General features: G+C 68.8%; 22 protein-coding genes and 1 pseudogene. 7 read left to right on the top strand and 16 right to left on the bottom strand.

Annotated elements, in window-relative coordinates; all coding sequences use genetic code 11:
* Positions 1 to 16: 16 nt before the first annotated feature.
* From ACFY0P_RS48095 to ACFY0P_RS48075, 5 genes are all read right to left on the bottom strand, one after another.
* The gene (locus ACFY0P_RS48095; RefSeq protein WP_388928838.1) at positions 17 to 1,048 is read right to left on the bottom strand and encodes an alcohol dehydrogenase catalytic domain-containing protein; all 1,032 of its coding nucleotides are present in this window, start codon (positions 1,046 to 1,048) and stop codon (positions 17 to 19) included.
* Positions 1,049 to 1,079: 31 nt separating this feature from the next.
* A complete protein-coding gene (locus tag ACFY0P_RS48090; protein ID WP_388928837.1) occupies positions 1,080 to 2,516 on the bottom strand; it encodes a carboxylesterase family protein in 1,437 nt (478 codons plus the stop codon).
* Positions 2,517 to 3,013: 497 nt separating this feature from the next.
* Positions 3,014 to 3,571: an SDR family NAD(P)-dependent oxidoreductase gene (locus ACFY0P_RS48085; protein WP_388928836.1), complete on the bottom strand. Its 558-nt coding sequence runs from the start codon at positions 3,569 to 3,571 to the stop codon at positions 3,014 to 3,016.
* Entirely contained in the window at positions 3,514 to 4,329 is an 816-nt protein-coding gene (locus ACFY0P_RS48080) for a PaaX family transcriptional regulator C-terminal domain-containing protein (protein ID WP_388928835.1), read from the bottom strand. The genes ACFY0P_RS48085 and ACFY0P_RS48080 overlap by 58 nt, the downstream gene beginning before the upstream one ends.
* Positions 4,330 to 4,421: 92 nt before the next feature.
* Positions 4,422 to 6,200: a CocE/NonD family hydrolase gene (locus ACFY0P_RS48075; RefSeq protein WP_388928834.1), complete on the bottom strand. Its 1,779-nt coding sequence runs from the start codon at positions 6,198 to 6,200 to the stop codon at positions 4,422 to 4,424.
* 519 nt (positions 6,201 to 6,719) lie between these two features.
* Here ACFY0P_RS48075 and ACFY0P_RS48070 point away from each other — a divergent pair.
* Positions 6,720 to 7,049 carry a hypothetical protein gene (locus ACFY0P_RS48070; protein ID WP_388928833.1) on the top strand — a complete coding sequence of 110 codons (330 nt, stop codon included), beginning with the start codon at positions 6,720 to 6,722 and terminating at the stop codon, positions 7,047 to 7,049.
* Positions 7,050 to 7,235: 186 nt separating this feature from the next.
* Here ACFY0P_RS48070 and ACFY0P_RS48065 read toward each other — a convergent pair whose 3' ends face one another.
* From ACFY0P_RS48065 to ACFY0P_RS48040, 6 genes are all read right to left on the bottom strand, one after another.
* Positions 7,236 to 7,817, bottom strand: coding sequence for a hypothetical protein (locus tag ACFY0P_RS48065; protein WP_388928832.1), 582 nt, complete (start codon positions 7,815 to 7,817; stop codon positions 7,236 to 7,238).
* Between the two features lie 12 nt (positions 7,818 to 7,829).
* Positions 7,830 to 8,129, bottom strand: a complete 300-nt coding sequence (locus ACFY0P_RS48060; protein ID WP_388928831.1) for a GNAT family N-acetyltransferase — start codon at positions 8,127 to 8,129, stop codon at positions 7,830 to 7,832.
* A gap of 344 nt (positions 8,130 to 8,473) precedes the next feature.
* The gene (locus ACFY0P_RS48055) at positions 8,474 to 8,767 is read right to left on the bottom strand and encodes a DUF6510 family protein (RefSeq protein ID WP_388928830.1); all 294 of its coding nucleotides are present in this window, start codon (positions 8,765 to 8,767) and stop codon (positions 8,474 to 8,476) included.
* Positions 8,768 to 8,777: 10 nt separating this feature from the next.
* The gene (locus ACFY0P_RS48050) at positions 8,778 to 9,524 is read right to left on the bottom strand and encodes a ferredoxin reductase (RefSeq protein WP_388928829.1); all 747 of its coding nucleotides are present in this window, start codon (positions 9,522 to 9,524) and stop codon (positions 8,778 to 8,780) included.
* Complete coding sequence (locus tag ACFY0P_RS48045) at positions 9,494 to 10,093, bottom strand: molybdopterin-dependent oxidoreductase (RefSeq protein WP_388928828.1); 600 nt, start codon at positions 10,091 to 10,093, stop codon at positions 9,494 to 9,496. The genes ACFY0P_RS48050 and ACFY0P_RS48045 overlap by 31 nt, the downstream gene beginning before the upstream one ends.
* A gap of 426 nt (positions 10,094 to 10,519) precedes the next feature.
* Complete coding sequence (locus ACFY0P_RS48040) at positions 10,520 to 10,984, bottom strand: hypothetical protein (protein ID WP_388928827.1); 465 nt, start codon at positions 10,982 to 10,984, stop codon at positions 10,520 to 10,522.
* Between the two features lie 28 nt (positions 10,985 to 11,012).
* On the opposite strand from ACFY0P_RS48040, the gene ACFY0P_RS48035 reads away from it, so the two are divergent.
* Entirely contained in the window at positions 11,013 to 11,162 is a 150-nt protein-coding gene (locus ACFY0P_RS48035; RefSeq protein WP_388928826.1) for a hypothetical protein, read from the top strand.
* A gap of 378 nt (positions 11,163 to 11,540) precedes the next feature.
* On the opposite strand, the gene ACFY0P_RS48030 is transcribed toward ACFY0P_RS48035, so the two are convergent.
* Positions 11,541 to 11,828, bottom strand: coding sequence for a hypothetical protein (locus ACFY0P_RS48030; protein WP_388928825.1), 288 nt, complete (start codon positions 11,826 to 11,828; stop codon positions 11,541 to 11,543).
* Between the two features lie 906 nt (positions 11,829 to 12,734).
* Complete coding sequence (locus tag ACFY0P_RS48025; RefSeq protein WP_388928824.1) at positions 12,735 to 13,040, bottom strand: DUF1330 domain-containing protein; 306 nt, start codon at positions 13,038 to 13,040, stop codon at positions 12,735 to 12,737.
* Positions 13,041 to 13,228: 188 nt separating this feature from the next.
* On the opposite strand from ACFY0P_RS48025, the gene ACFY0P_RS48020 reads away from it, so the two are divergent.
* The 3 genes from ACFY0P_RS48020 (at position 13,229) to ACFY0P_RS48010 (ending at position 16,467) form a co-directional block, all read left to right on the top strand.
* Entirely contained in the window at positions 13,229 to 14,131 is a 903-nt protein-coding gene (locus tag ACFY0P_RS48020) for a LysR family transcriptional regulator (protein WP_388928823.1), read from the top strand.
* A 268-nt stretch (positions 14,132 to 14,399) separates the two neighbouring features.
* The gene (locus ACFY0P_RS48015; protein WP_388928822.1) at positions 14,400 to 15,647 is read left to right on the top strand and encodes an MFS transporter; all 1,248 of its coding nucleotides are present in this window, start codon (positions 14,400 to 14,402) and stop codon (positions 15,645 to 15,647) included.
* A 274-nt stretch (positions 15,648 to 15,921) separates the two neighbouring features.
* On the top strand, positions 15,922 to 16,467 hold the full coding sequence (locus tag ACFY0P_RS48010) for a hypothetical protein (RefSeq protein ID WP_388928821.1): 546 nt from the start codon (positions 15,922 to 15,924) through the stop codon (positions 16,465 to 16,467).
* A 20-nt stretch (positions 16,468 to 16,487) separates the two neighbouring features.
* On the opposite strand, the gene ACFY0P_RS48005 is transcribed toward ACFY0P_RS48010, so the two are convergent.
* Positions 16,488 to 16,823 carry a transposase gene (locus ACFY0P_RS48005; protein ID WP_388928885.1) on the bottom strand — a complete coding sequence of 112 codons (336 nt, stop codon included), beginning with the start codon at positions 16,821 to 16,823 and terminating at the stop codon, positions 16,488 to 16,490.
* A 78-nt stretch (positions 16,824 to 16,901) separates the two neighbouring features.
* Here ACFY0P_RS48005 and ACFY0P_RS48000 point away from each other — a divergent pair, with 78 nt between their 5' ends.
* Positions 16,902 to 18,497 carry an ISL3 family transposase gene (locus ACFY0P_RS48000; RefSeq protein WP_388928820.1) on the top strand — a complete coding sequence of 532 codons (1,596 nt, stop codon included), beginning with the start codon at positions 16,902 to 16,904 and terminating at the stop codon, positions 18,495 to 18,497.
* A 99-nt stretch (positions 18,498 to 18,596) separates the two neighbouring features.
* Here ACFY0P_RS48000 and ACFY0P_RS47995 read toward each other — a convergent pair whose 3' ends face one another.
* Complete coding sequence (locus tag ACFY0P_RS47995; RefSeq protein WP_388928819.1) at positions 18,597 to 19,313, bottom strand: TetR/AcrR family transcriptional regulator; 717 nt, start codon at positions 19,311 to 19,313, stop codon at positions 18,597 to 18,599.
* A 116-nt stretch (positions 19,314 to 19,429) separates the two neighbouring features.
* Here ACFY0P_RS47995 and ACFY0P_RS47990 point away from each other — a divergent pair, with 116 nt between their 5' ends.
* Positions 19,430 to 20,137: an NAD(P)-dependent oxidoreductase gene (locus tag ACFY0P_RS47990; RefSeq protein WP_388928818.1), complete on the top strand. Its 708-nt coding sequence runs from the start codon at positions 19,430 to 19,432 to the stop codon at positions 20,135 to 20,137.
* Positions 20,138 to 20,333: 196 nt separating this feature from the next.
* Here ACFY0P_RS47990 and ACFY0P_RS47985 read toward each other — a convergent pair.
* Positions 20,334 to 20,648, bottom strand: a pseudogene (locus ACFY0P_RS47985) (hypothetical protein); the annotation flags it as partial.

Here is a 20,648-nt window from a genome sequence, read left to right as displayed (position 1 = left end):
CCTTTCCCTCTTCGGCTCAGTCGCCGAGCAGCACCACATGCTTGCCCGGCGTCGTGCCGGACTCGACGTCGGCCTGGGCGTCGCGCACCTGATCCAGACCCCGGTAGGTCTTGGCGACCGGGGCCTTGAGCCGGCCGTCGGCAATCGCCTGGAGCTGCTGCTGGAACACCTGGGCGGGCAGGTCGGTGGCCTCGCCCGCGTAGCTGGTCAGCCGCACCCCACTCGGGATCATGAAGGGGCTGAAGTCCGGGATGGACCACCCGCCGCCCAGAGCGCCGGTGAAGCAGACGGCGCCGTGCACCCGCACACATCCGAAGGTGTCCGGCAGGACCGTGCAGCCCACCAGCTCCAGCGCCGCGTCGACGCCCTGTGGAACCAGGTCGCGGACCTTCTCGGCGAGGTGCCCGTCGTCCACGACCGGGTGGTCGACCCCCATCGCCCGCAGCTCGGCGCCGCGTTCGGCGTTGCGGGTGGTGGAGATGACGGTGGCGCCGATCTCCTTGGCCATCGTCGCCGCGCTCAGCCCCACCGTGGAGGTGCCGCCGCGGATCAGCAGCGTCTGCCCGGACTTCAGGTCCAGGCCGCGGGTCAACGAGCCGTACGCGGTCTGGAACATCTCCGGCAGGGCACCGACCACGTCCCACGGCAGGCCGGTCTCGAACGGGATGACCTGCCCGGCGGGGACGGTCACGTACTGGGCGTAGGCGCCGTCGTAGGAGCGGCCCATGCCGCCCATCATGGTCGCGACCTGCTGTCCCGGGTGCAGCCCGCTGTCCTCGTCGGCCTCGTCGGCCTCGTCGACCACGCCGACGCCCTCGATCCCAGGGACGCGCGGGTAGGTGACCTCCGCGTCCGACTCCCCCTTTCGGGTCATGACCTCGGACTCGTTGACGCCGAACGCCCTCACCTCGACCCGCACCCAACCGGGCTTGCGTGCGGGCACCGGCACGTCCTTGACCTCCAGTGCGTCGAGGCCGCCCGGGTGAGTGATGACGACGGCCCGCATCGTCGCGGGTGTGGCGCCGTCGGCTGCCGTGGGGTGGCTCATGCCAAGCTCCTTGTCCGTCGACCTGCGGCTGTCACGGGCGGTCGATGCCCTCGTACAGGTCGAGAGCCGCCTGGTAATGCGCGGCGGCCTCGAAGGGCATCGCGCCGACGCTCCCGGAGGTGGGCCGGTCGACCACGGCGGGCCACAGACGGTTGTACTCGCCGGTGGCGAAGTCCAGCACGATGTCGCGGATGCGGGTGTCGCGCTCGGCCTGCTCAGCGCTGCGCCCCGGCTGTTCCTGGCCGACCAGGGCGTGCATTTCGCTGCCGTGGACGGCGGCAACGCCCTCGGCGGGGCCGATCGCCATGAGGTGGGCGTTGCCGCCCGCGGCGGCGTGGGCCAGGGCAGCGCGCGCGGCGGGGAGCCCGTAGATGTAGTCCGTCAGGAGCGCGGAGCGGACCTCGGCCGGAGTGCGGCCGCCCCGGTCGTAAGCGTCGACGATCTGCTGCGCGCGGGAGCGGGGAATGCGCCACCCGGCGACTTCGTCGGTGATGGCCTCGACGGTGTGCGGGTCGAAGCGGTCGAAGTCGTTCGCCACCCACCAGCCCAGCTCGTCGGTGGCCGCGCTCAGCAGGATGTCGATGTCGCGGTGTGTGCCCGAGACGAGTACGTCCATGGGGTGGGCGCGGAGCACCGCTCCGGGCTGTCCGGTGTCCAGGACGACTCCCATGGCCTTGGAGTCCACTCCGGCGCGGACGCCGAGGTCCGTCGGGAGGACCTTGTGCAGGGCGGGAACCAGGGCTGACGCGTCCAGGCTGAGCAGCTTCTCCGGGTTGTCCGCGACGCCGAGTTCGGTGACGAACCGGTGCGCGAGCTCTTCGGCCCACCAGGCCGGCTGGACGCGCGAGGCGGCGCCGGAGAATCCGGCCAGACGCCGGTACAGGCCGTTGGCGGACGGGGCGCCGAGCAGCCCGAAGGCGGAGAAGCCGCCGGCGCTGTGGCCGTAGACGGTGACGTTGTCGGGGTCGCCGCCGAACTGGGCGATGTTCTGCTTGATCCAGGTCAGCGCGGCGATGACGTCCTGCAGGCAGAGGTTGCTGGCCTCGGCGAGAGCGCCGCCGTACTGCGACAGCGAGACCGCGCCCAGGGCGCCGAGCCGGTAGTTGATCGACACGCCCACCACGCGCCCCGTCGCAGCGAGACCGGAGGCGTTCGAGGTGATCTGCGTGTTGGCGCCGTACTCGAATCCGCCACCGTGGATGTACACGGCCACCGGGAGCGCCGTCCCGGCCGGGAGCTCGGGCGCCCACACGTTCAGGTTCAGGCAGTCCTCGCCGATCCCGCTGTCCGCCTCCAGCCAGTCGCCGCTGTCGGGCTGGACGGAGACGACGCCCTTGCGGTCGTAGGGGCGGTCCGGATCGAAGTCCGCGAGCACGGGGCGGCGGTATCGCTCGGCGGTGGCGTACGGGATTCCCCACCAGGACCGCACCCCTGGTGCAGTCGGGGCCTTAGGTGCGTTGGCGGTCATTGGATGTCCTTCCGAAGCGGTGCGGGAGTTTCACGAGGTGTGTCGGCGGCGGGTTGCTCGCTCTGAAATCGTCACCTGGGATTCGCCTAAGGGCCCGGCAGGCAGCGGTCACCTGGTGGTCGCCAGGTGACACTTCTCCACTCCTTTCTCACGTAGCCCGGGTCGCCGCGCGCAGGCGGGAGTTCGTGGCGGCTCGCTGCTGGCCGAACCCCCTCCTGGCCACGGCATACGACCTGAAGGTCTTGTCCTCAGTGGTGTCCAAGGAGCCGGTCGGCCGGTGTCGTCACCGCGGAACTCTTCGCGTTGACCGCCGCGCAGAGGAAGCCACGGCGAGACCCGACGGTCGTCCGGCTCGAAGACGGTGAAGCCGGGCTCTCGGCACGGACCATCAAGCGCCGGCTCACCTGTATCTCGGGCCTGTTCTGACCATTGACCGCAACCTGGTGCCGACCGGACTGGCCAAACACCGCCGCGACGGGGAGGCCGCAGGAGGGCCTTCACGCTGCGCCATGCGGGGGAAGTGGGGCGGTCAGGTCGCGGTGTAACCGCCGTCCACGGCCAGGACAGCTCCGGTGATGTAGGCGGCGGCAGGCGAGGAAGGCGTAGGGGGCGGCGATCTCCTCGACGGTGGCCCGGCGGCCGAGCGGGGTGATGATGTTGATGCGTCGGTCGGAGGCTGGGTCGTCGTGGGCGGTGACGCTGTCCATGATGTTGGCGACGTGGCCGGGGGCGACCGCGTTGACCCGGATGTGGTGTTCTGCCCATTCCGCTGCGAGGGTGCGCACGAGCTGGTTGATGCCGCCCTTGCCGGCCGCGTACGGGGCCAGGGTGGGGATGCCGACCGCACCGGCGATGGATGACGTCATGGTGACCGACCCGCCGCTGCCCTGGGCGATCCACTGGCGGGCGGCTGCCTGGGCGGGCTGGAAGGTGCCGCGCAGGTTGACCACCAGGATCCGATCCCACTCCTCGGGGGTGTACTCGACGGCGGGCGCCTTCAGCCTTGTGTCCGCCGGGGATGCAGCCTGGCCAGCTCGTCGCGTGCTCCGTGCCACAAGGCGTCTCGCAGTCGGTGGAACTCGCGAGCGGATCTGGTCGCCGGCCAGTCGGGCGGGAGGTGTTCGGTGGGGAGTCCGGGGTCGGCGCGCAGCAGGTCGCCCCAGGTGTCGAAGAGTTCGACCAGTTGGGGCAGTTGGTTGTCGGTGGTCGGCTGTACTGCTTCCCAGCGGCCCAGGAAGGTCTCGTGGGCCTGCCGCAGGGCGGCCATGTCCCAGACGCGTTCGATGAGCGAGGAGACGTCGGTGGGGGTGATGGCGACGGCTTCGAAGGCGGCCGGTTGTCCTTCGGCGGGGTCGGCGTAGTCGAGGATGGCGGATGCGTCGACGCGGCCGGGTGTGATCCACACGTTGGACATCAGGCGCCCGAAGCCGGCCCATTCGAGTCGGGTGCCGAGCGCGTAGCGGTCGTTGCGCAGCGCAGGCGGGGTGGGGAAGGCCAGGAGTGTCCACTCGTCGGCCGAGTGGCCGAGTGCCGCCGGGTCGAACATCCGGGTTCCGGCCTGGCGGACGAGCGCGCTGCCGGAGGCGGAGAGGTCGTACTCGACCGACCGTCCGACGCGGTGGTCCTGGAGCAGGCCGCGCTCCGCGGAGCGGCGCAGCGCGGCGCGCATCGCGGGTTCGTTGATGCCGAGGGCGAGGCCGACGTGCACGAAGAGGCCAGCCGACAGCGGTCCCGGAAACCCGAGGTCGGCGCGCAGCCCGAACGTCGTCATGACGATGCTGAGCGGCGGACGACGCGGGGTCTTTGCTGGCACGAGATGATGTTAGGTCAGGGTGCTGAGGCGGCGAGGGCCGCTCTGCCGCCGCGGCCACCGGGATTGCGGGCCGGGGCGGCAGAGCGGGCCGGTCACGGTGTGAACGGCAGGAGGAGACAGGAGGCGAGACTGCCGCCGGTGCGGACGGTGTGGGTTCCCATGTTGCGGGAGTGGACGTCCTCCGCGTCAGGGTCGACAGGCTGCGTCCGCGGCGGGGTGGTGGGGCCTGCCGGGCGGCCGGCGATCTCGAGCACGAGTGTCTCGCCGGGGTGCAGGAGCATCCCGGTGGGCCACAGAGCGAGGTCCAGCTTGACGACCTGGCCCAAGCTGACGTGTTCCTCCCGCGCATGGGTCAGGTACGGCTCCAGTTCCGTGGACCGCTCGGGATCGAGGGCACGGTGCGAGGCCCGGATGCGGCCGAGGGGTCCGGCGTAGGCCACTGCGGAGGGCAGCTTCCCGTCCTGTGCGAGTACGTCCGTGAAGGCGTCTGCTCCCAGACCGGGGAAGGGGAAGTGGTACAGCACGTTGCCGTCGGCGTCGGTCTTGTACACCGCCGCGTACACGTCGAGATCGTCGCCCTCAGACGTCTCGATCCACAGCTGGAGGCTGAGCGGACCAAGCAGTTCGGCCTCCCGCTCCACAGCGAAACGGAAAACGGCTGCGGCCTTCTTGTCGGTTGATTCGTAGGAGACGGAAGCCTCGTTCGCCGGCGGCTCGGCTGTGAGCCGGCCCGTTGCCCCGTCCAGGTACAGGGGCGTCGGCGTCACGTGCTCGGGGGGCCAGGTCTCCTCCACACGGTCGACGATGTCCTCGCCGCCTGGGTCGAGGACGGAGAGCCGGATGTGGGGGGTGTCCTCCCACCCGTTGTCGTGGCCGTGCAGGTACCGGTCGAAGAATCGGCGCAGATCCTCGACCCGCTCCGGCGTGGCGATGTCGACCCACTCCTGAACGTTGTGGATGCGCAGCCACTTGCGCTCGCTGCCCAGCTGCCGGAACGCCTGAAGGGTGCCGCGCGTGTGGATCGGGTTCGACCAGCTCGCCACCACATAGGCCGGCACGTCCACGGAGGCAAGATCCGGACGCTTGTCCGCCCAGTATGCGTTGTCGGTCGGATACCGCCGGATCATTTCGGCGAGGTCCTCGAACCGTCCGGTGCCGTAGAGGAAGGCGATGATGTCCTGGTCGTGGAAGTCCGTGTACGGGATACCGCCCCGGACGTTCACATCGCGATAGATGTCGTTCATCCCCTCCCAGGGGGCGATGGCCGCCAGGTGCGGCGGGCGCACGGCCGCGGTGGCCCACTGCACCATGCTGAGCTGCGAGTTGCCGGCCATTCCGATCTTGCCGGTGCACCAGTCCTGCGCGGCTGTCCACTCGATCGTGTCATACACGTCGTGGCCCTCGGCGGTGCCGAAGAACAGCATGTCGCCCCCGGAGTGGCCAGTTCCGCGCGCGTCGACCACGATCAGGGCGTAGTCGTTCGCGCACCAGTACGCGGGGTCGAGCGCCTCGAACGCCTGGAACCCGGAGACGTCCTTCGGCGGCACCCCGAAGCGGGTCGCCGCCATGTTCGTGTTCCACCAGCCGCCGCGCTTGCCGTACGGGGTGTAGATGAGGATCGCGGGGAGCGGGCCGGCGGCCGGGGTGGGCCGGTACACGTCGCCATAGAGGCTCACTCCGTCGCGCAGCGGGATCACCACATCCTGGAGGACCTCGATATCGATGGGCGTGGGGTGGGCTCCTTCGCCCTGCGTGCTCCCTGCGGGGATGATCCGCGTCCCGGGTTCGGGGCCCGGGATGGGCGGGTCGGACCGGTCGAGCGGGTTGGCGGGGCGAAACGCCAGGTCGAAGTCTGCCGATGCTGCATCCATGTCGATGCTCCTTGTCTCTCCCGGGCGCCAGGTGCGGGCACAGGATCAACTCCATCGTGTAACAGATTCTAGCCAGGGTCGAGAATCTGTTACATATTCTCGCGTGAAGGACAGGCGCGGCACCGCTTGATGTCGCGATGGGAGGTGATCTCTACGCAGCCCGTCGGGGTCGGCGGTCGATGGTCCGCGGCACGTTCCTGTCTGGCTGCGAGCGCCGGCATCGGGGCCCGCACCATGCCGTCACTGGGCAGGCCGTGAAACGACAGCCTTAAGGGCTGGACGCGACCCCGGGCTGCTGCCCTCATCAGGCGGGGGAGCCCGTGGACGCCGCGGCCTGCGCGCACCTGCGCGAGCAGATCCATCCCCAGGCCGCCTTCTACGCGGACGCCCCGCGCCGGGCCGGATACCCGCCGAGCCTGTTCTTCTCCCGCGCCTTTCACCATCGACACCTTCCAGATCGTCAACCAGGGCCGCGCCCAGCACCTGTTCCGGGGGCTCACTGAAAACAACGGCGAGCCGATGACCCCGCGCGAGGAACGCGGCTTCGGACAGGCCAGCCTGTCCACCGTCCGCGGCCCGATCTGGCGGATCACCCCCCTGCCCCTCACCCCCGCCGGCCGCCTGCCGATCGCCGTCGCTGTCGCCGTCGCCGGGAAGAAGAACCCGACCACCACCACGCCGAGCCTGCTGGTCGAGGAAATGGACCCCTGCCCCCTCTCCCCCATCGTGCGGGCCACCGGCTGCCACCTGCGCCACCACACGCTCACCCTGCCGGACGGTTGGATCGAGCACACCACCATGACGGACGGCCGGACAGCACACGCCCTGCCCGGCCTGCCCGCCGCCTGAACCCCTCCTACAGCTCCCGTGGCCGGGGCGGGGGAACTGCCTCACCAGCGTCGTACGAGCCATGGCACCCTGGCGCCGCGACCCCAGAGTCGCCGCCCTCTCCCACCGCGCCCACCAGGCCCTCGGCACAGCCAGGGCCTTCTGACCATGTCCTCTGCTGACGGGGCACCTTCGAGCCACCCTCGGCTACGGAGTCGGCTCTTGATGGCACGAGCAGGGGCATTCGCTTCCTTGGCAGTCTCCTGTGCGGTACCTCCAGTCGATGATGCCGTCGTCCTGCAAAGCGCGTAGCAGCCGTTGGAAACCGGCGGCTGACTCGCCGTCTGAGATCTCTGTGTCCGCTGCTTCGGCGAGCTTCCTGCGCGCGACGGCGAAGCCGTATTCGGCGACGTGCCATGCCACCAGCCCGTCCAGGTACCTGACGGCGTCCGCACTCCGTGGAACGCTGCGGACACCACCGCGCAGCAGCGCGGTACGACCGCCTTCGATCCGCTCAAAGCACCAGAGCAAGGTGAAACACGCGGTGAGGGTTGCAGCCCAGTCGTTCCTCCTGGCGGGCGAACCGAAGTCCCCGTAGCGGAGGCTTCCTACGAGCCGGCGGGCCAAGGCGACTTCCCCGGTCGTCAGGTCCTGGTGCAGCGCCCGGGCGGTCTCGAACCATGCCCGCCGGTGCTCGGCCCTGAACGCGACGAGGGCGACCACGACCGCTGCCAGAGCCAGCGCTGTGGGCGACACCCCCGCCAAGGCCGACCAGTCGTCTGCGGTCAACTCCCTGCCCCCTCACCTGTCCTGCGGCTGCCACCGGTGGAAGAAGGTCAGGCCCGGTCCGGCACCGAGATGAAGCGGGCTACCGGCGAGCAGGGTGCCGACGTCGATGCCCTGCCCGGGCCGCAGCACGGTGAAGCCCTGCCGCCTGTAGTACGGCCCCAGGGCACGCTCGGTGTCGAACTCGCCGAACAGCAGCGTGTACTCCAGCCGTCCGTACAGCTGGACGCACCGGGCGAGCAGCGCGGCCCCGATCCCCCGCCTGCGGGCGTCCTCGGCGACGGCGACCGCTTTGATCTTCGCGTACGTGAGCATCGACGCCAGGACATACCGGCTGCCGCCCGGGAGCCGGGAGAGTGCGGAGACGACGTGCCCGAGGGGACACCCAGCAGCGCGCCGACGACCCGGCCGTCACCGTCCCGCGCGACCAACAGCAAGGACAGCTCACCCGCCGCCCGCTGAAGCTCCCCGGCCGCCCACACGGTGGCGGGATCGACCAGTGTCATTTTCGAGTTCACTCAATTCTTGGACACTGGACGCGGGCGTCAGCGAGGCGACCGGGCTGCCTGTCACTCCGGCAACGGCGTCCTTCGCGGGTGCCGGCATCTTCCGATGGCATCACTATCGAGCATCGACTCGTCGTCACGGCCGGTGGGCGTTCAGTCGGCGGCCGGAATGGACAGGACGGCGACGCCGCTCATGTCGAGCCAGCTGGTGCCCGCCCCGGACACCAGGCGGATCATGACCTGCTCGCAGCCAGGGCATCGGGCGACCAGCCCTGGGGCGTGCCCGTACACCTGCAGAGAGGCGACCGGACCCGTGCGGCCGCAGTGCGCGCACCGGCCCGTCGCGACGGTCAGGTCCACGGCGAAGATCTCCGAGAGAGGGCCCGCCAGAGCGTTGCCGTCCAGGTAAGACGTGCCTTCGTCGTGCACGGTATCCTCCGATCTCATGTCGGCCTCCTCAGCCGCCGAAGCGCTCGGTCCGCACTTGCTCGGGCTTGTGTCCGAGCAGCACCAGGTAGGCGGCCGCCTTCTCCACGAAGGCGGTGGGGCCGCATACGTAGCACACCGGCTCGAAGTCCGGCGGCCATCCGTGCTGTGCCAGATCCTCCGGGGTGATCCGGCCCGGAGGGCGCACAGACTCCTGCGGGGCCTGCCGTGTGTAGAGGCGCGTCACATCCAGCCCGGGCGCGCCCTCGCGCATCTCCGCGCCGTAGAGCTGCTCTTGCGGTGAGCGCAGGGAATAGAGCAGTCGGAAGGGGATTCGGCTGTCGGCCGCGCGTCGGGCCCGGATCATGCACATCAACGGAACGAGCCCAGACCCGCCGGCCACCAGCAGCACCGGTTCTCGCTGCTCGGGCCGCCAGACGAACCAACCGCCGACCGGGCCCCTGACCTCGATCCGGTCACCAGGGACAAGTTCGTCGACCAGATACGGCGAGACCTCGCCTCCTGGAATCCGCTGCACTGTCAGCTCCACCCGCCCGCCATTCTCGGCCGAGGCGATGGAGTAGCTGCGCTGTGTGCTGTACCCGTCCTCCGCGGTCAGGCGGACGTCCACGTGCTGACCGGCGAGATGGCCCGGCCACTCTGGCACCTCCAACGTGATGGTGACGGCTGTCGCTGACTCGACGCGCCGTGCCACCACCTCGGCGGCCCTCCAGCGCAGCCGGTCGCCTAGTCTCCCCAGTACCGTTGCTCTTGCCACGGGTCTCCGTAGTTGTGATAGCCGGCGCTCTCCCAGAACCCCGGGGTGTCGTCTTCTCGCAGTTCGATGCCGCGAACCCACTTGGCGGACTTCCACAGATAGAGATGCGGGACCAGCAGCCTCGCCGGGCCCCCGTGCTCCGGGGTGAGGTCGTGGCCGTCGTACCCGTACACGATCCACGCCTTGCCGTCGAGCAGGTCCGCCAGCGGCAAGTTTGTCGTATATCCGCCATACGAGGAGATCAGCGCGTACTCCGCCGCAGTCTCGACGTCAGCCAGGAGGACGTCGAGTGACACGCCCTGCCACCGGGTGCCGAACTTGGACCACTTGGTCACACAGTGGAGGTCCACAGTCGGAGTGTCGGCGGGCAGCGCCGTGAGGGCGGACCAGTCCCAGGCATGACGACGGCCCACTTCCGTGGTGACGGTCAGCTCCCACCTGTCCTTGGGCACGTGCGGTGTCGGACCGGCTGACAGGACCGGGAAGCCTGTGGCCTCGTACTGGCCCGGAGGGAGTTTCTTGCCGGGCTCAGGTCGGCGCCCGTGAAAGCCGCGCGAAATGATGGGCATATCTGACGTCCTAGTGATGTGGCCGTAGGCTTGTTGATTCTCTCCTGGAATCGGCGTCGCAGGCGGCGCGTCTCCTACCCGCCGTGTCGTGGGGCCCGCCCCCGAGCCCCGGCATGGCCCATGCTGGCTCACATCTTCGCGCTCGGGCAACCGAACTCGCGCTCTCCCGCGCGTCCCGGAAATCGTCTCATGGGGAGCACGGACGTTCCTACGGGATGCCAGTGTGGACGCCTGGAGTGTGGTGCCGCCAACAACATTCTCGTCCCAAGGCCCCGCACAGGCCAGCCCGCGCCCGTTCTCCGCCCGGCAGTGGCCAGCTTCCCCGTGGGAATCGGGAGGCAGCCGAATCAGACGTGCCTCTTGCTCCCGGCCCAAAACGCCCCGGGCTGGAGAGACCGCATCCTGCGCCGCCATCCCGGCAGCACGCTAACCGTTGCAGGCCCAGTGACCGGTGATGTGAAACAGCGGCTTCTCCTGGTCGTTTTCCTGCTCCCAGGGTGCAAGCCAGGCGTCGAGGGTGCCGGAGGTCAGTCCGCGGTCGATCATGACCATCGCCCTGCCCTTGTTATGGTCGTCCGGGAGGTAGTAGACGTACTGGAACTTGCCAAGCCCGTTGCCGACCACGGTGCCGCTCGGAGCCTTGTCCGACGCGATGTCGAAGGTCAGCGCATCGGCTTCGCCACCTGTGTCGGCGTCGTATACCGCAACGTGCCTGCCCGGCTTCGGAGACCCGAAGGAGGCATCGTTCCCGATCGAGATCTCCCAGTCGATGCCGTCCACACGCACCGTGAACTGCGCCTCCCAGGCGCCGTCATCAGCAGGCATCACACACTGCGTGGCGCCGTCGGGCACGGTGTAGTCGTAGTCGGCTCCGGTCTTACTCTGGAGCACCTTCAGCGCCCCGTGCGCTGTTCCCTTGATGTCTCCGCTGAAGCGCAAGTTGGTTCTGGCGGGCGGGGTGCTCGACGACCTGCTCGCCTTCGGTCTCGCCTTTACCACCCTGTGTTCACTCGCGACAGGACTCCTGCTGCCGACGGGATGGGTGCTGCCGGCAGGGGCGGTCCCCTGAGCCGTGCAGGCGCCGACAGCTCCCAGAGCCATCACAGTGCCAACGATCCTCCTCGCAGCGGCCATGCGTTGCAACGTCGTCCTCATCGCCACGCTCTCCCCTCCCGGCACGCTGGTGCCCCGCTCTCGTAGTCTTCGACCGGCCAGGTCGGAGCGCTGCACATCGTATTCCGGGCCCTCCCGAGGGCATCCACGGCCATACGGCCCTCGGCGTCCGTGCCCGTCGCACGGCAAAGACGGCGAGTGTGATGGCCAGAACGGCTACGGATGGCAGCCGCGGTGAGCAGAGCGATCCTTCCCGAACCCGTCCCCGGACTCCCCGGCCGGCTCTCTCCCCACAGCCACGCGCCGGGTGTGAGCTCGCACCGCAGGCCTCAGCTCACAACACTGACTGCGAAGAAGCAGGCAGCGCATCCTCCGGATTCTCCTTCCGCTCACGACCTTGTTGTTGGTGACGGACTCCCCGATCTTGGTCGCGGACGAACAACCCGACGTGCGTCCCACCTGCCGGCAACGGATCGACCGCCTCGCCTTCACGCAGCGCCAGGGATTCCGCCAGCCCGCGCGCGTAGGCGTCCAGGGACCGCGGCGCGCGCCCGAGAACTTCCCACGCTTGCAGCCAGGTGGTCGCGTGATCGTTTCGTGCCAGTACCGGCCACTTGGCCACGAGTACCGATGTACTGCTCAAGCCGTTCCCCAGGATCGTGGATGAACCCGAGCCACATGATCACCCAGGCAGATTCCACGTAACTTCTAGCGTCTGGAGCCGGTCCGGGTTGTCCGGAAGATCCCACGAGTTATCGAATACATTTTTCATTCTAGGCACGCGTGTGATGGAGCAGGACAGTTTACGAGTGGTGCGCGACGGTTTGCGAGCGCATTGCCGGTGACTCTCGGTAGGTGTCACCGGCGCCAGTACGGCGAGCTGTCATCATGCCGAGATGGCCCACGACATAGTGTTCTTCCTCGCTCCCGACGATGAGACTGCCGCTGCGACGCGCCTGCGGGGACCTAGTCGGGCCTTTGAGTCTGTGACCTGCCGTTTCATTGAGCCAGACAGTGCCATCGCCGAGTGGGACATGTACTTCGAAGAGCCCTCGGCTGAGGTACCGCCGCTTGAGCAGCTCCTTGGGTGGTCGTGGCCGGAGTGGGTCACCGCCCCTTTGAACGGTGGCGTTGAGGTGTTCGCTCTGCCGCAGCGGTTGACCCGGGCGTTGGCCAGCGCCAGCTCCGCCGAACTGGAGGAGCATCGCCGACCTTGAGGCCCGCCTCGTCGATCCGGAATCCGCGACGTGATACCGCCCTGCTGACCGGCTTACGGCCCGTCCACCGCCACGATTATCTAGGGCGAATCGCCGCTGCGGCAGGTCAGAGCTTGATCGCCGTGTCAGGCAAGTCAGGCAAGTTGCTCGACGTCGGGTAGCGCGGCGAGCCGCCGACAGGGATCAGGCCGTCGAGGACGTCGACGACGAACTGGGACGCGGGGCATCGCTTCGAAGTCGTCTCGTGAGTCGTCGTTCGGCACCGTGTGCGTTTCAGGTGACGGATGCTCGGCGATGGCTGGGCCCGCCGGTCAGTCGATGCTGTCGATGATGCGGAAGTCGCGCTCGTAGCCGTCGGGGAGGGCCACCAGGGCCTTCTGGTATGCCTCGCTCTCGTATGCCGCGACGGCCTGTTCGAAGCTGTCGAACTCGATCAGAACGACGCGCTGCGTGATTCCGGCCTCGTGGGCGACGACTCGACCGCCACGGGACGGGAGGAGGGACAGGAGGCGCCCGCCCCCAGCCTGGACAGCCGGACGGGCCAGCTTGTCGTAGGCAGTCAGCCTCTCAGGGTCGGAAATGGCGGGGTAGACACTGACCCAGTAGCCCTTAGCCACGGAAACCTCCTGTGTTCGGCCGGACACGTCCGACTTCGAATTGACACTCAGATCGATCGATCCCGGCGACGGGTACTGCGATCAGTTGAATCGCCGTATGCGCAGGTTAGGGCTCGATGTGGGGCCGAGGGAAAGACCGGTACGGGATAGACTCAGAACGGATCGTTATCAATCGGCAGGGAGGGCACGTGGCGCCGGATACGGTGAGCCTGCGGTACTTCCTGGTGCTGGCGCAGGAGTTGAACTTCACCCGCGCGGCCGCACGGATCGGTATCGCACAGCCCGCACTCAGCGCCCGGATGCGCCGATTGGAGGCGGAACTCGGTACGGCCCTGCTGGTCCGCAACACGCGTAGCGTCGTATTGACCACGGCCGGTGCGGCTTTGGCGGAGTCCGCGCCGCCCGCGCTGGCGGCGCTGGACCGGGCATGGGACACCGCCCGGAGCGCGGCGGCCGGTGAACTAGGCACGCTGCGCATCGGATACAGCCTCAGCGCCGGGGCCGGGACGGCACCGGCCCTGGTGGACAGGCTGATTCGCGGCAACAGCGGACTCGAGGTCGGCGCGGTCCCGATGGCGACACCGGAGATCTCCCCCGCGGTTGCCGACGGCCGCATCGATGTCGGGATCACCCGCGGTGAACAACCGGGCCGCGGCGTGCGCCGGTTCCTGCTGCGGCGTGCGCGCCTCGGGGTCCAGCTGGCGGAGCACCATCCGCTGGCCGAACACCCGGAGATCGAGATCGCCGACGCGGCCGCGTATCCGCTGCGACTCCCGGACCGTGCGGCCAACCCCGTGATCCACGATCAGCTGTCCGCACTGTTCCGAGACACCCGACCACACCCCCGATTCCACACGCCCGCAGTCTCTTTCGACATGTCTCAGCGCGACCTGCGCGACGGGGTCACCCTCGCCCCGGCTGGAGAAGCCGCGGCCACGACACAACCGGCCGGTCTCACCTGGCGACCGCTGCGGGGCGCGCCCAGCCTGACGTTCCACCTGGTCCTCCCACGCGAGCAGTCGCCACTACACCGCCGCGTCCGTGCCGTCGCCAAAACCCTGGCGCACGAGCTGCACTGGCTGCCGGACTGACACGCAAGAGGTCGAGCGAGACGGACGCCTGTGGTGGCGAGGCCGAAGACCTTGCGCCCGGCGGACTTCGCGGTGATGACGACGGCGGTCTTGCTGAATGTCCGACACGACCTCGCTACGCCGGCGGATCAGTATCCGAAAGCCTGAGCACCACGGTGGACGGGCCTTCCCACGAGACCACTCGGACGAGCTACAACAACCCGCTGGGCCCGGTGCCAGTCCTATAACCCGTTGACGGGCGCGCCGCTCAGTCCCGACGATCAGGCGCATGTCTGCCGCCCTGGCGCCTCTGCGCCACCGCCCGTTCCGTCACCTCTTCGTCGGTACGACGGCCAACCTGCTCGGCAACGGGGTGGCGCCGATCGCCCTCGCCTTCGCCGTGCTCGACGCCACTGGCTCGGTCGGCTCGCTTGGGTTGGTGGTCGGCGCCCACTCCCTCACCGGCATCGTCTTCCTGCTGTACGGCGGGGTGTTGGCGGACCGACTGCCGCGCGGCCCGCTGCTGGTCGGCAGCAGCGCGGTCAGCGCCGCGAGCCAGGCGGTGGTCGCCGCCCTGGTCCTCACCCACCACGCCGCCATCCCCTTACTCATGATGCTCGCCGCAGTCAACGGGGCGTCAAGTTCCTGCTACCAGCCCGCCGCCCAGGCCCTGCTGCCCCAGACCGTGCCGGTCGAGTCCCGCCGCGCCGCCCTCGCGCTCTCCCGGATCGCGGGCAGCAGCGCGGCGATCGTCGGCGCCTCGCTGGGAGGCGTACTGGTCGCCGCGATCGGCCCCGGCTGGGGCCTGGCCGCCGACGCGCTCAGCTTCGCGCTCGCCGCCGCATCCTTCACGCTGGTCCGCGTCCAGGTCGCGCCGCCCGCGCCCAGCCCCGGCCTGGTGCACGAACTGCGCGTCGGCTGGCGCGAGTTCACCTCCCGGACCTGGGTGTGGGTGATCGTTGTGGCCTTCTGCTTCCTCAACGCCGGCCTCACCGCCTCGTTCACCGTCCTCGGCCCGGCCGTCGCCGACACCACCGCAATCGGCCGCACCGGCTGGGGCCTGGCCGTCGCCGCGTCCTCCCTCGGCGCGGTCGCCGGCGGCATACTGTCGCTGCGCTGGCAGCTCCGACGCGCAATCCTGGTCGGCTGCGCACTGATGGGCCTGACAGCGATGACCCCGCTGCTGCTCGCCCTCGCCCCGCATACCGGGCTGCTGGTCATCGCCAACTTCGTGGCGGGCGTGGGCGTCGAGCAAGCCGGCGTCGCCTGGTACTCGACCCTCAACGAACAGATCCCCGAGGACCGCCTCGCCCGCGTCTACGCCTACGACGATCTCGGCTCCTACCTCGCGCTCCCGCTCGCCCAGTTCGCCGCCGGACCCGCCGTACTCCTCCTCGGCCTCCATGCCACCCTCTACGCGGCCGCCGCGCTCATCCTCCTCGCCACCCTCACTATGCTTGCCACCCCCTCCATCCGCGCCCTGGCCCCGAGGACCCCAGAACCGCTGCCCGCCTCCGAAGATCCGGTGGCGGGCTGAGCTCGACTCTGACCGTAAATAACCGCAGGTGGATGGTATTTCGGGCCGAACCGCCACTGCCAACAGACGAAGTCGGCTCGTCGTCACCCCTCCTGTCTAGAGATCTTTAAGGGTGCGGGTTACGTCGGCTGGATGTGACCGCGCGTGATCGAGTGGCGACGTGAGCCAGCGACGGAGCACTGCGTTCCGACGGCGCGGGACGGCCGGAGGGTCTTGGCGTTGATTGGCGACTCTGGGGGCTGCTGTGTCAGTGGCGCCGGTTACGTTGCTGGGCATGACAAGTTGGATCGACTGCGGCGTCATGGCGTGGGTGGACGAAGAGCGATACCGGGAAGACGAAACCGTCCTGGTCTACTTCAAGGGGACCAGCCTGGCCGCCATGGCCGAAGGCCTGTCCGCGCAGCAGCGGCCGCCGTTCGCCTACGGCAACGACACAGAACCCGGCGACTGGGGCGTGATCGTGCACCACATGTTCAACCGCGACGACTATGACGAGATCGACTACCGCGAGCTGTGCCCTTCGGGCGCTGAGCTGATGGTGTTCGTTCCCAATCCGTGCGTTGCCAAGGCCCACGGGCCCAAGGCGTACCACTACAAGGACGGCCAGGTATCGTCCTGCATCGACTACGAGGATCCCGACTACGTCGGAGAGTACTGGCCCAACAAGATGGCCCCTCTCATCACGGCGGCCGGCCTGGACCGTCAGAGCGGGACCTACGAGGAGCAGCTGACCCAGCTGATCTGTGACCACATGGGGCTGCCCGCACTCGATCGCGACACCATCACGGTGGACCGCGACCTGGTGGCCTCCTACTACTAGGAGGTCTGTGATCTCCGGGGTTACGGCGGTTGGATGTTGAGTCCGGTCTTGGCGATGAGTCCCTCGATGAGGCGGGGCCGGTACTGCATTCGTTTCAGCCGCGTCTTCACCAACGTGGTGAGTTGGTCGAGGCTGTGTTTGGTGAGGTTGGCCAACGACTTCTTCAGGTGCGACCACACCCCCTCGACGGGGTTGAACTCGGGAGCGTACGGCGGCAGCTGGTAGACGGTCAGCCATAATCGGGCGGCGATCAGACCGTGCATGGTGCGGCTGACGTGCGTGTTCAGATTGTCCCAAACCAAAACGATCGGCCCGCCGAGCTGCTGGTGCGCGGCATCTGTTGGGGATCTCTGAATTCGGCTCTGTCCGCAGTTACGTGAATCCCCAGGTCAGCAGCTGGAACGAGGGATCGTTTCAGCAGGGTGTTTCCTGCCGTGGCGAGCAACACGGTCGAGGATGTGCTGTTTCCCGGGATCGATGTGCGGGTGGAGCGGGTGAACGACTTCTCCAGCTTCCTGGTGGTGGAGGTGGTGTCGACGGCTCCCCCGGGCCGGTGCCCGGACTGTCGGAAGCAGGCGAGGCGCGTACACAGTACGTACCAACGCACCCTGGACGAGCGGCCGTTGGGCCCTCGCCAGGTCATCGTCCGGCTGCGGGTACGCCGGTACTTCTGCGATCGGAAGAACTGTTCCCGTAAGACGTTCGTCGAGCAGGTTCCGGGCCTGTCCGAGCGGCGCCGCCGCTCCAGCACCGGGCTGACGAGCTCGCTGCGGTCGATCGCGATCGAGCTCGGCGGCCGTCCGGCCGCCCGACTGTGCCGGCGTCTGCGGATGACCGCGGGCCGGACCCGGCTGCTCAGGCTGCTCAAGGCGCCGGCGGTACCGGACCGCGCCCCGCGAGTGCTGGGGGTGGACGAGTTCGCCTTCCGCAAGGGCTGCATCTACGGCACCGTGCTCGTCGACGTTGAGGCCGGCCGGGTCGTGGACGTGCTGCCCGACCGCACCTCCGACACGTTCGCGGCCTGGCTGGCCGAACATCCCGGAGCCGAGATCATCTGCCGGGACCGGGCCAGCGCCTACACCAAGGCGGTCAAGGCGGCCGCCCCGGACGCTCTGGAGGTCGCGGACAGGTGGCATTTGCTTCAAAACCTGGCGGCCGCAGTGGAGAAGACCTGCCACCAGCATCGCGACTGCCTGCGCAAACGTGCCGAGGAGGAGACGGCGACCGAAGTGTCCGAGGTGGCCCCGAAGCTGTTACCGCCCGCCGAACTGCCCCGCACCCAGATCATCGAGCGGACCCGTCACCGTTACGAGGACATCCACCGCCTGCTGGAGAAACGCTGGACGATCAGCGCCATCGCTCGCCGACTAAATCTCGACCGCCAGACCGTGCGCCGCTTCCGCGACACCGACCTCGACCAGCTGCTGGCCTCCGCCCGCGAGCGCCGCCCCAACGGTGTCCTGGAGCCGTTCAAGGTCTACCTCAATGCCCGCTTCACCGAAGCCCAAGGCCAGGTCAGCGGCACCCGCCTGTTCCTGGAGATCCAAGACCGCGGCTACCGGGGCAGCCGCCAGGTCGTCCGCAAACACCTCGCCGCCCTCCGCGAGGGCACCGCCGAACCGGTCCGGGCCGACATCCCGAGCCCCCGCAAAATCACCTCGTGGATCCTGCGTCCCCGTGAGACGCTCACCGACAGCCAAAACGAGCGACTCCTCCAAGTCCGGCTCGCTTGCCCGGACATCACCCGGGCCTGCGACCTCGCCCGGGCCTTCGCCGATCTGGTCCGCCACCAGCGTGGTTACCTGCTGTTGGAGTGGATCCGGCAGGCGGAGCAGGACGCGCCGAAGCCCGTGAGGGGCTTCGCTGGCTTTCTCCGTCAGGACCTCGACGCCATCACTGCGGGACTGCCCCTGCCGTGGAGTTCCGGGGTGGTCGAAGGACACGTGAATCGGGTGAAAACTCTCAAGAGGGCGATGTATGGCCGGGCCTCGTTCGAACTTCTGCGGACCCGTATCCTCACCCAGCACTGACCATCACGGAACTGCGGACAGCTCCTCGGACCTCTCTATCCTCGCACTTCGGGCATGCCCGATTCCGCAGTTCACAGAGCACGTCGGAGCTTGGGCCGCTCAGCGCCGACGCGGCATGCCCAGTGTCTGTATGAGCTGGGCGAGTTCCTCCCGGAAGAGCTTCTCCGGGCTCGTGGTCTGGGTGCCCATGTGGCCGTAGACCTCCAGTGACACCAGTCCATGCAGGTGCCCCCAGATGCGCAGGGCGAGGGCGACGGCTGCGGGCGGCAGGTCGGGGAAGGCGGGACGCACCTTCTCGAGGAGCCCAGGGTCGAAGTCGGACCAGTGGAAGGCACTGTCCTGGTAGAGGGGCCGGGCGTGGGGCCAGGCGGCTGCCGCGAGGGCGGTGAGCCCGGTGCAGACCCGGCGTGCGGCATCCGGGGCGGGGCCTCCCTCGGGGGCCTGGTAGCCGGGCACGGGGTCGCCGTAGATGAGGCGGAACCCCTGGGGGTTGACCAGGGCCCAGGTCCGGAAGGCGTTGGCCCATGCCTCGATCCGGACGGCAGGCTCGGCGGAGGGCGTGGCTTCCCAGGCCGTGTCCACAGCGTCGGCCAAGGCGGTGTACACGTCGTTAATCAGCGTGGTGACCAGGTCGTCCCTGGTCGGGAAGTATCCGTAGATGGCGTTGGCGGTCATGCCCATGCCGCGGGCGATGGCCCGCAGGGTGATGGCATCCGGCCCGCCCGCGGCCATCAAGGCCAGTGCCACCCTCTTGATTTCGGCTGCGGTCTCGGCCCGTAGCCGCTCGCGCCTTCCCCCGGTTCCCGTGACTGTCACAACAGGCACTCTACAGCGTCGACTTACTTAGTCTCGTATAAAAACTTCACGGCGTATAGTTTCTGCACGACGTCACTGGTAGTGGCGTCTCACTTCTGCATGCACAGGGGAGAACCATGCACATCGGAGTCATCGGAGCCACGGGCACCATCGGCAGCCGGGTCGTCGCCGAGGCCCTCGACCGCGGGCACAGCGTCAAGGCGTTCAGCCGGGACGCCGACCAGGCGCAGCGCGAGGAGCGCCGGGACAACATCACCTGGACGAGCGTCGACGTCCTGGACCCGAAGAGCATCGCTGGCATCCTGCCCGGACTCGACGTCCTGATCAGCGCATTCCAGCCGGGCAACGCCGCCAAGGACTTCGCGGACACCGTCCGGCGCTCGATCGCCGACCCGACCGTCTATGCGACGGCGGCGCGGGCCCTGCTGAAGGCGCTGGAGAGCCGCCCACGGACCCGGCTCATCGTGATCGGCGGCGCCGGCAGCCTCGAAATCGAACCGGGAGTGGTGCGAGCAGACTCCGACGAACTGCTGCACGCCGCCCTCGACAAGCTCGGGCTGCCCCGCGAATACGCCGCAGCGGTACGCGGTCACCGCGACGCCCTGACCGTCCTGCGGACATCGAACCGGCTGTGGACCTACTTCAGCCCCGCGGAGGAGATCGGCCCCGGCGAGCGCACCGGCCGCTTCCGGATCGGCGGCGACCAGCCCGTCCTGGACGCCGACGGCCGCAGCCGCATCTCGGTGGAGGACGCGGCCATCGCCCTGATCGATGAGGCGGAACTGCCGCGCTTCGTGCAGCGCCGCTTCACCATCGGCTACTGACAGCCACAGCCCACGACCCCGTGGGGGATCTCATGAACTCCCTCACGGGCCAGGGCGACGCCCGTCTGAGCCAACCCTGCTGGCCTTCCAGTGTGGGAAGCCCAGACATGACTCCACAGAGAGGTGTTGCCAGTCCAGCTGCGCGGCAGATCCGCACTTGGCCGTAGGCATCACGCAACCGCGGCCAGAGCCGCTTTCAACGAGCGCCATCAGCATCCAGCAGGCGGGCGTAGTCGGTCTCGGTGAAGCCCTTACGACGGCCCTTGGCAGGGCCGCGGTCGAGGTGGATGCGGTAGATCAACCGGGGTTGGTGGCCGGCTTTGGTGCAGATCAGCGCCGCCATGGAGACACGTTTGGTGCCCTGGGCGGTGACCCGCACGACCGGGGTGCGGCCCCGCTGGCCCCAGGTGCGGCCCTTGGGTGGCCTCAGGCCCTGACCTGCCTCGTCGCTGAGTAGGCCCGGGGCGCGGTGTCGGGATTGCTCCCGGTCCGTTTCCCCGGACCTCTCGCC

It is taken from the genome of Streptomyces sp. NPDC001714 (assembly GCF_042892755.1).
GTDB lineage: Bacteria > Actinomycetota > Actinomycetes > Streptomycetales > Streptomycetaceae > Streptomyces.
The sequence above is the reverse complement of the archived record's forward strand: the minus strand, read 5'-3'. Positions and strand labels throughout refer to the sequence as shown.

Coding starts and splice junctions, on each gene's coding strand:
- ACFY0P_RS48095 (WP_388928838.1), bottom strand. CDS start 1,048: ATGAGCCACCCCACGGCAGCCGACGGCGCCACACCCGCGACGATGCGG.
- ACFY0P_RS48090 (WP_388928837.1), bottom strand. CDS start 2,516: ATGACCGCCAACGCACCTAAGGCCCCGACTGCACCAGGGGTGCGGTCC.
- ACFY0P_RS48075 (WP_388928834.1), bottom strand. CDS start 6,200: ATGGATGCAGCATCGGCAGACTTCGACCTGGCGTTTCGCCCCGCCAAC.
- ACFY0P_RS48070 (WP_388928833.1), top strand. CDS start 6,720: ATGACCCCGCGCGAGGAACGCGGCTTCGGACAGGCCAGCCTGTCCACC.
- ACFY0P_RS48060 (WP_388928831.1), bottom strand. CDS start 8,129: ATGCTCACGTACGCGAAGATCAAAGCGGTCGCCGTCGCCGAGGACGCC.
- ACFY0P_RS48055 (WP_388928830.1), bottom strand. CDS start 8,767: ATGAGATCGGAGGATACCGTGCACGACGAAGGCACGTCTTACCTGGAC.
- ACFY0P_RS48045 (WP_388928828.1), bottom strand. CDS start 10,093: ATGCCCATCATTTCGCGCGGCTTTCACGGGCGCCGACCTGAGCCCGGC.
- ACFY0P_RS48035 (WP_388928826.1), top strand. CDS start 11,013: ATGTCTCCGCTGAAGCGCAAGTTGGTTCTGGCGGGCGGGGTGCTCGAC.
- ACFY0P_RS48015 (WP_388928822.1), top strand. CDS start 14,400: ATGTCTGCCGCCCTGGCGCCTCTGCGCCACCGCCCGTTCCGTCACCTC.
- ACFY0P_RS48010 (WP_388928821.1), top strand. CDS start 15,922: ATGACAAGTTGGATCGACTGCGGCGTCATGGCGTGGGTGGACGAAGAG.
- ACFY0P_RS47990 (WP_388928818.1), top strand. CDS start 19,430: ATGCACATCGGAGTCATCGGAGCCACGGGCACCATCGGCAGCCGGGTC.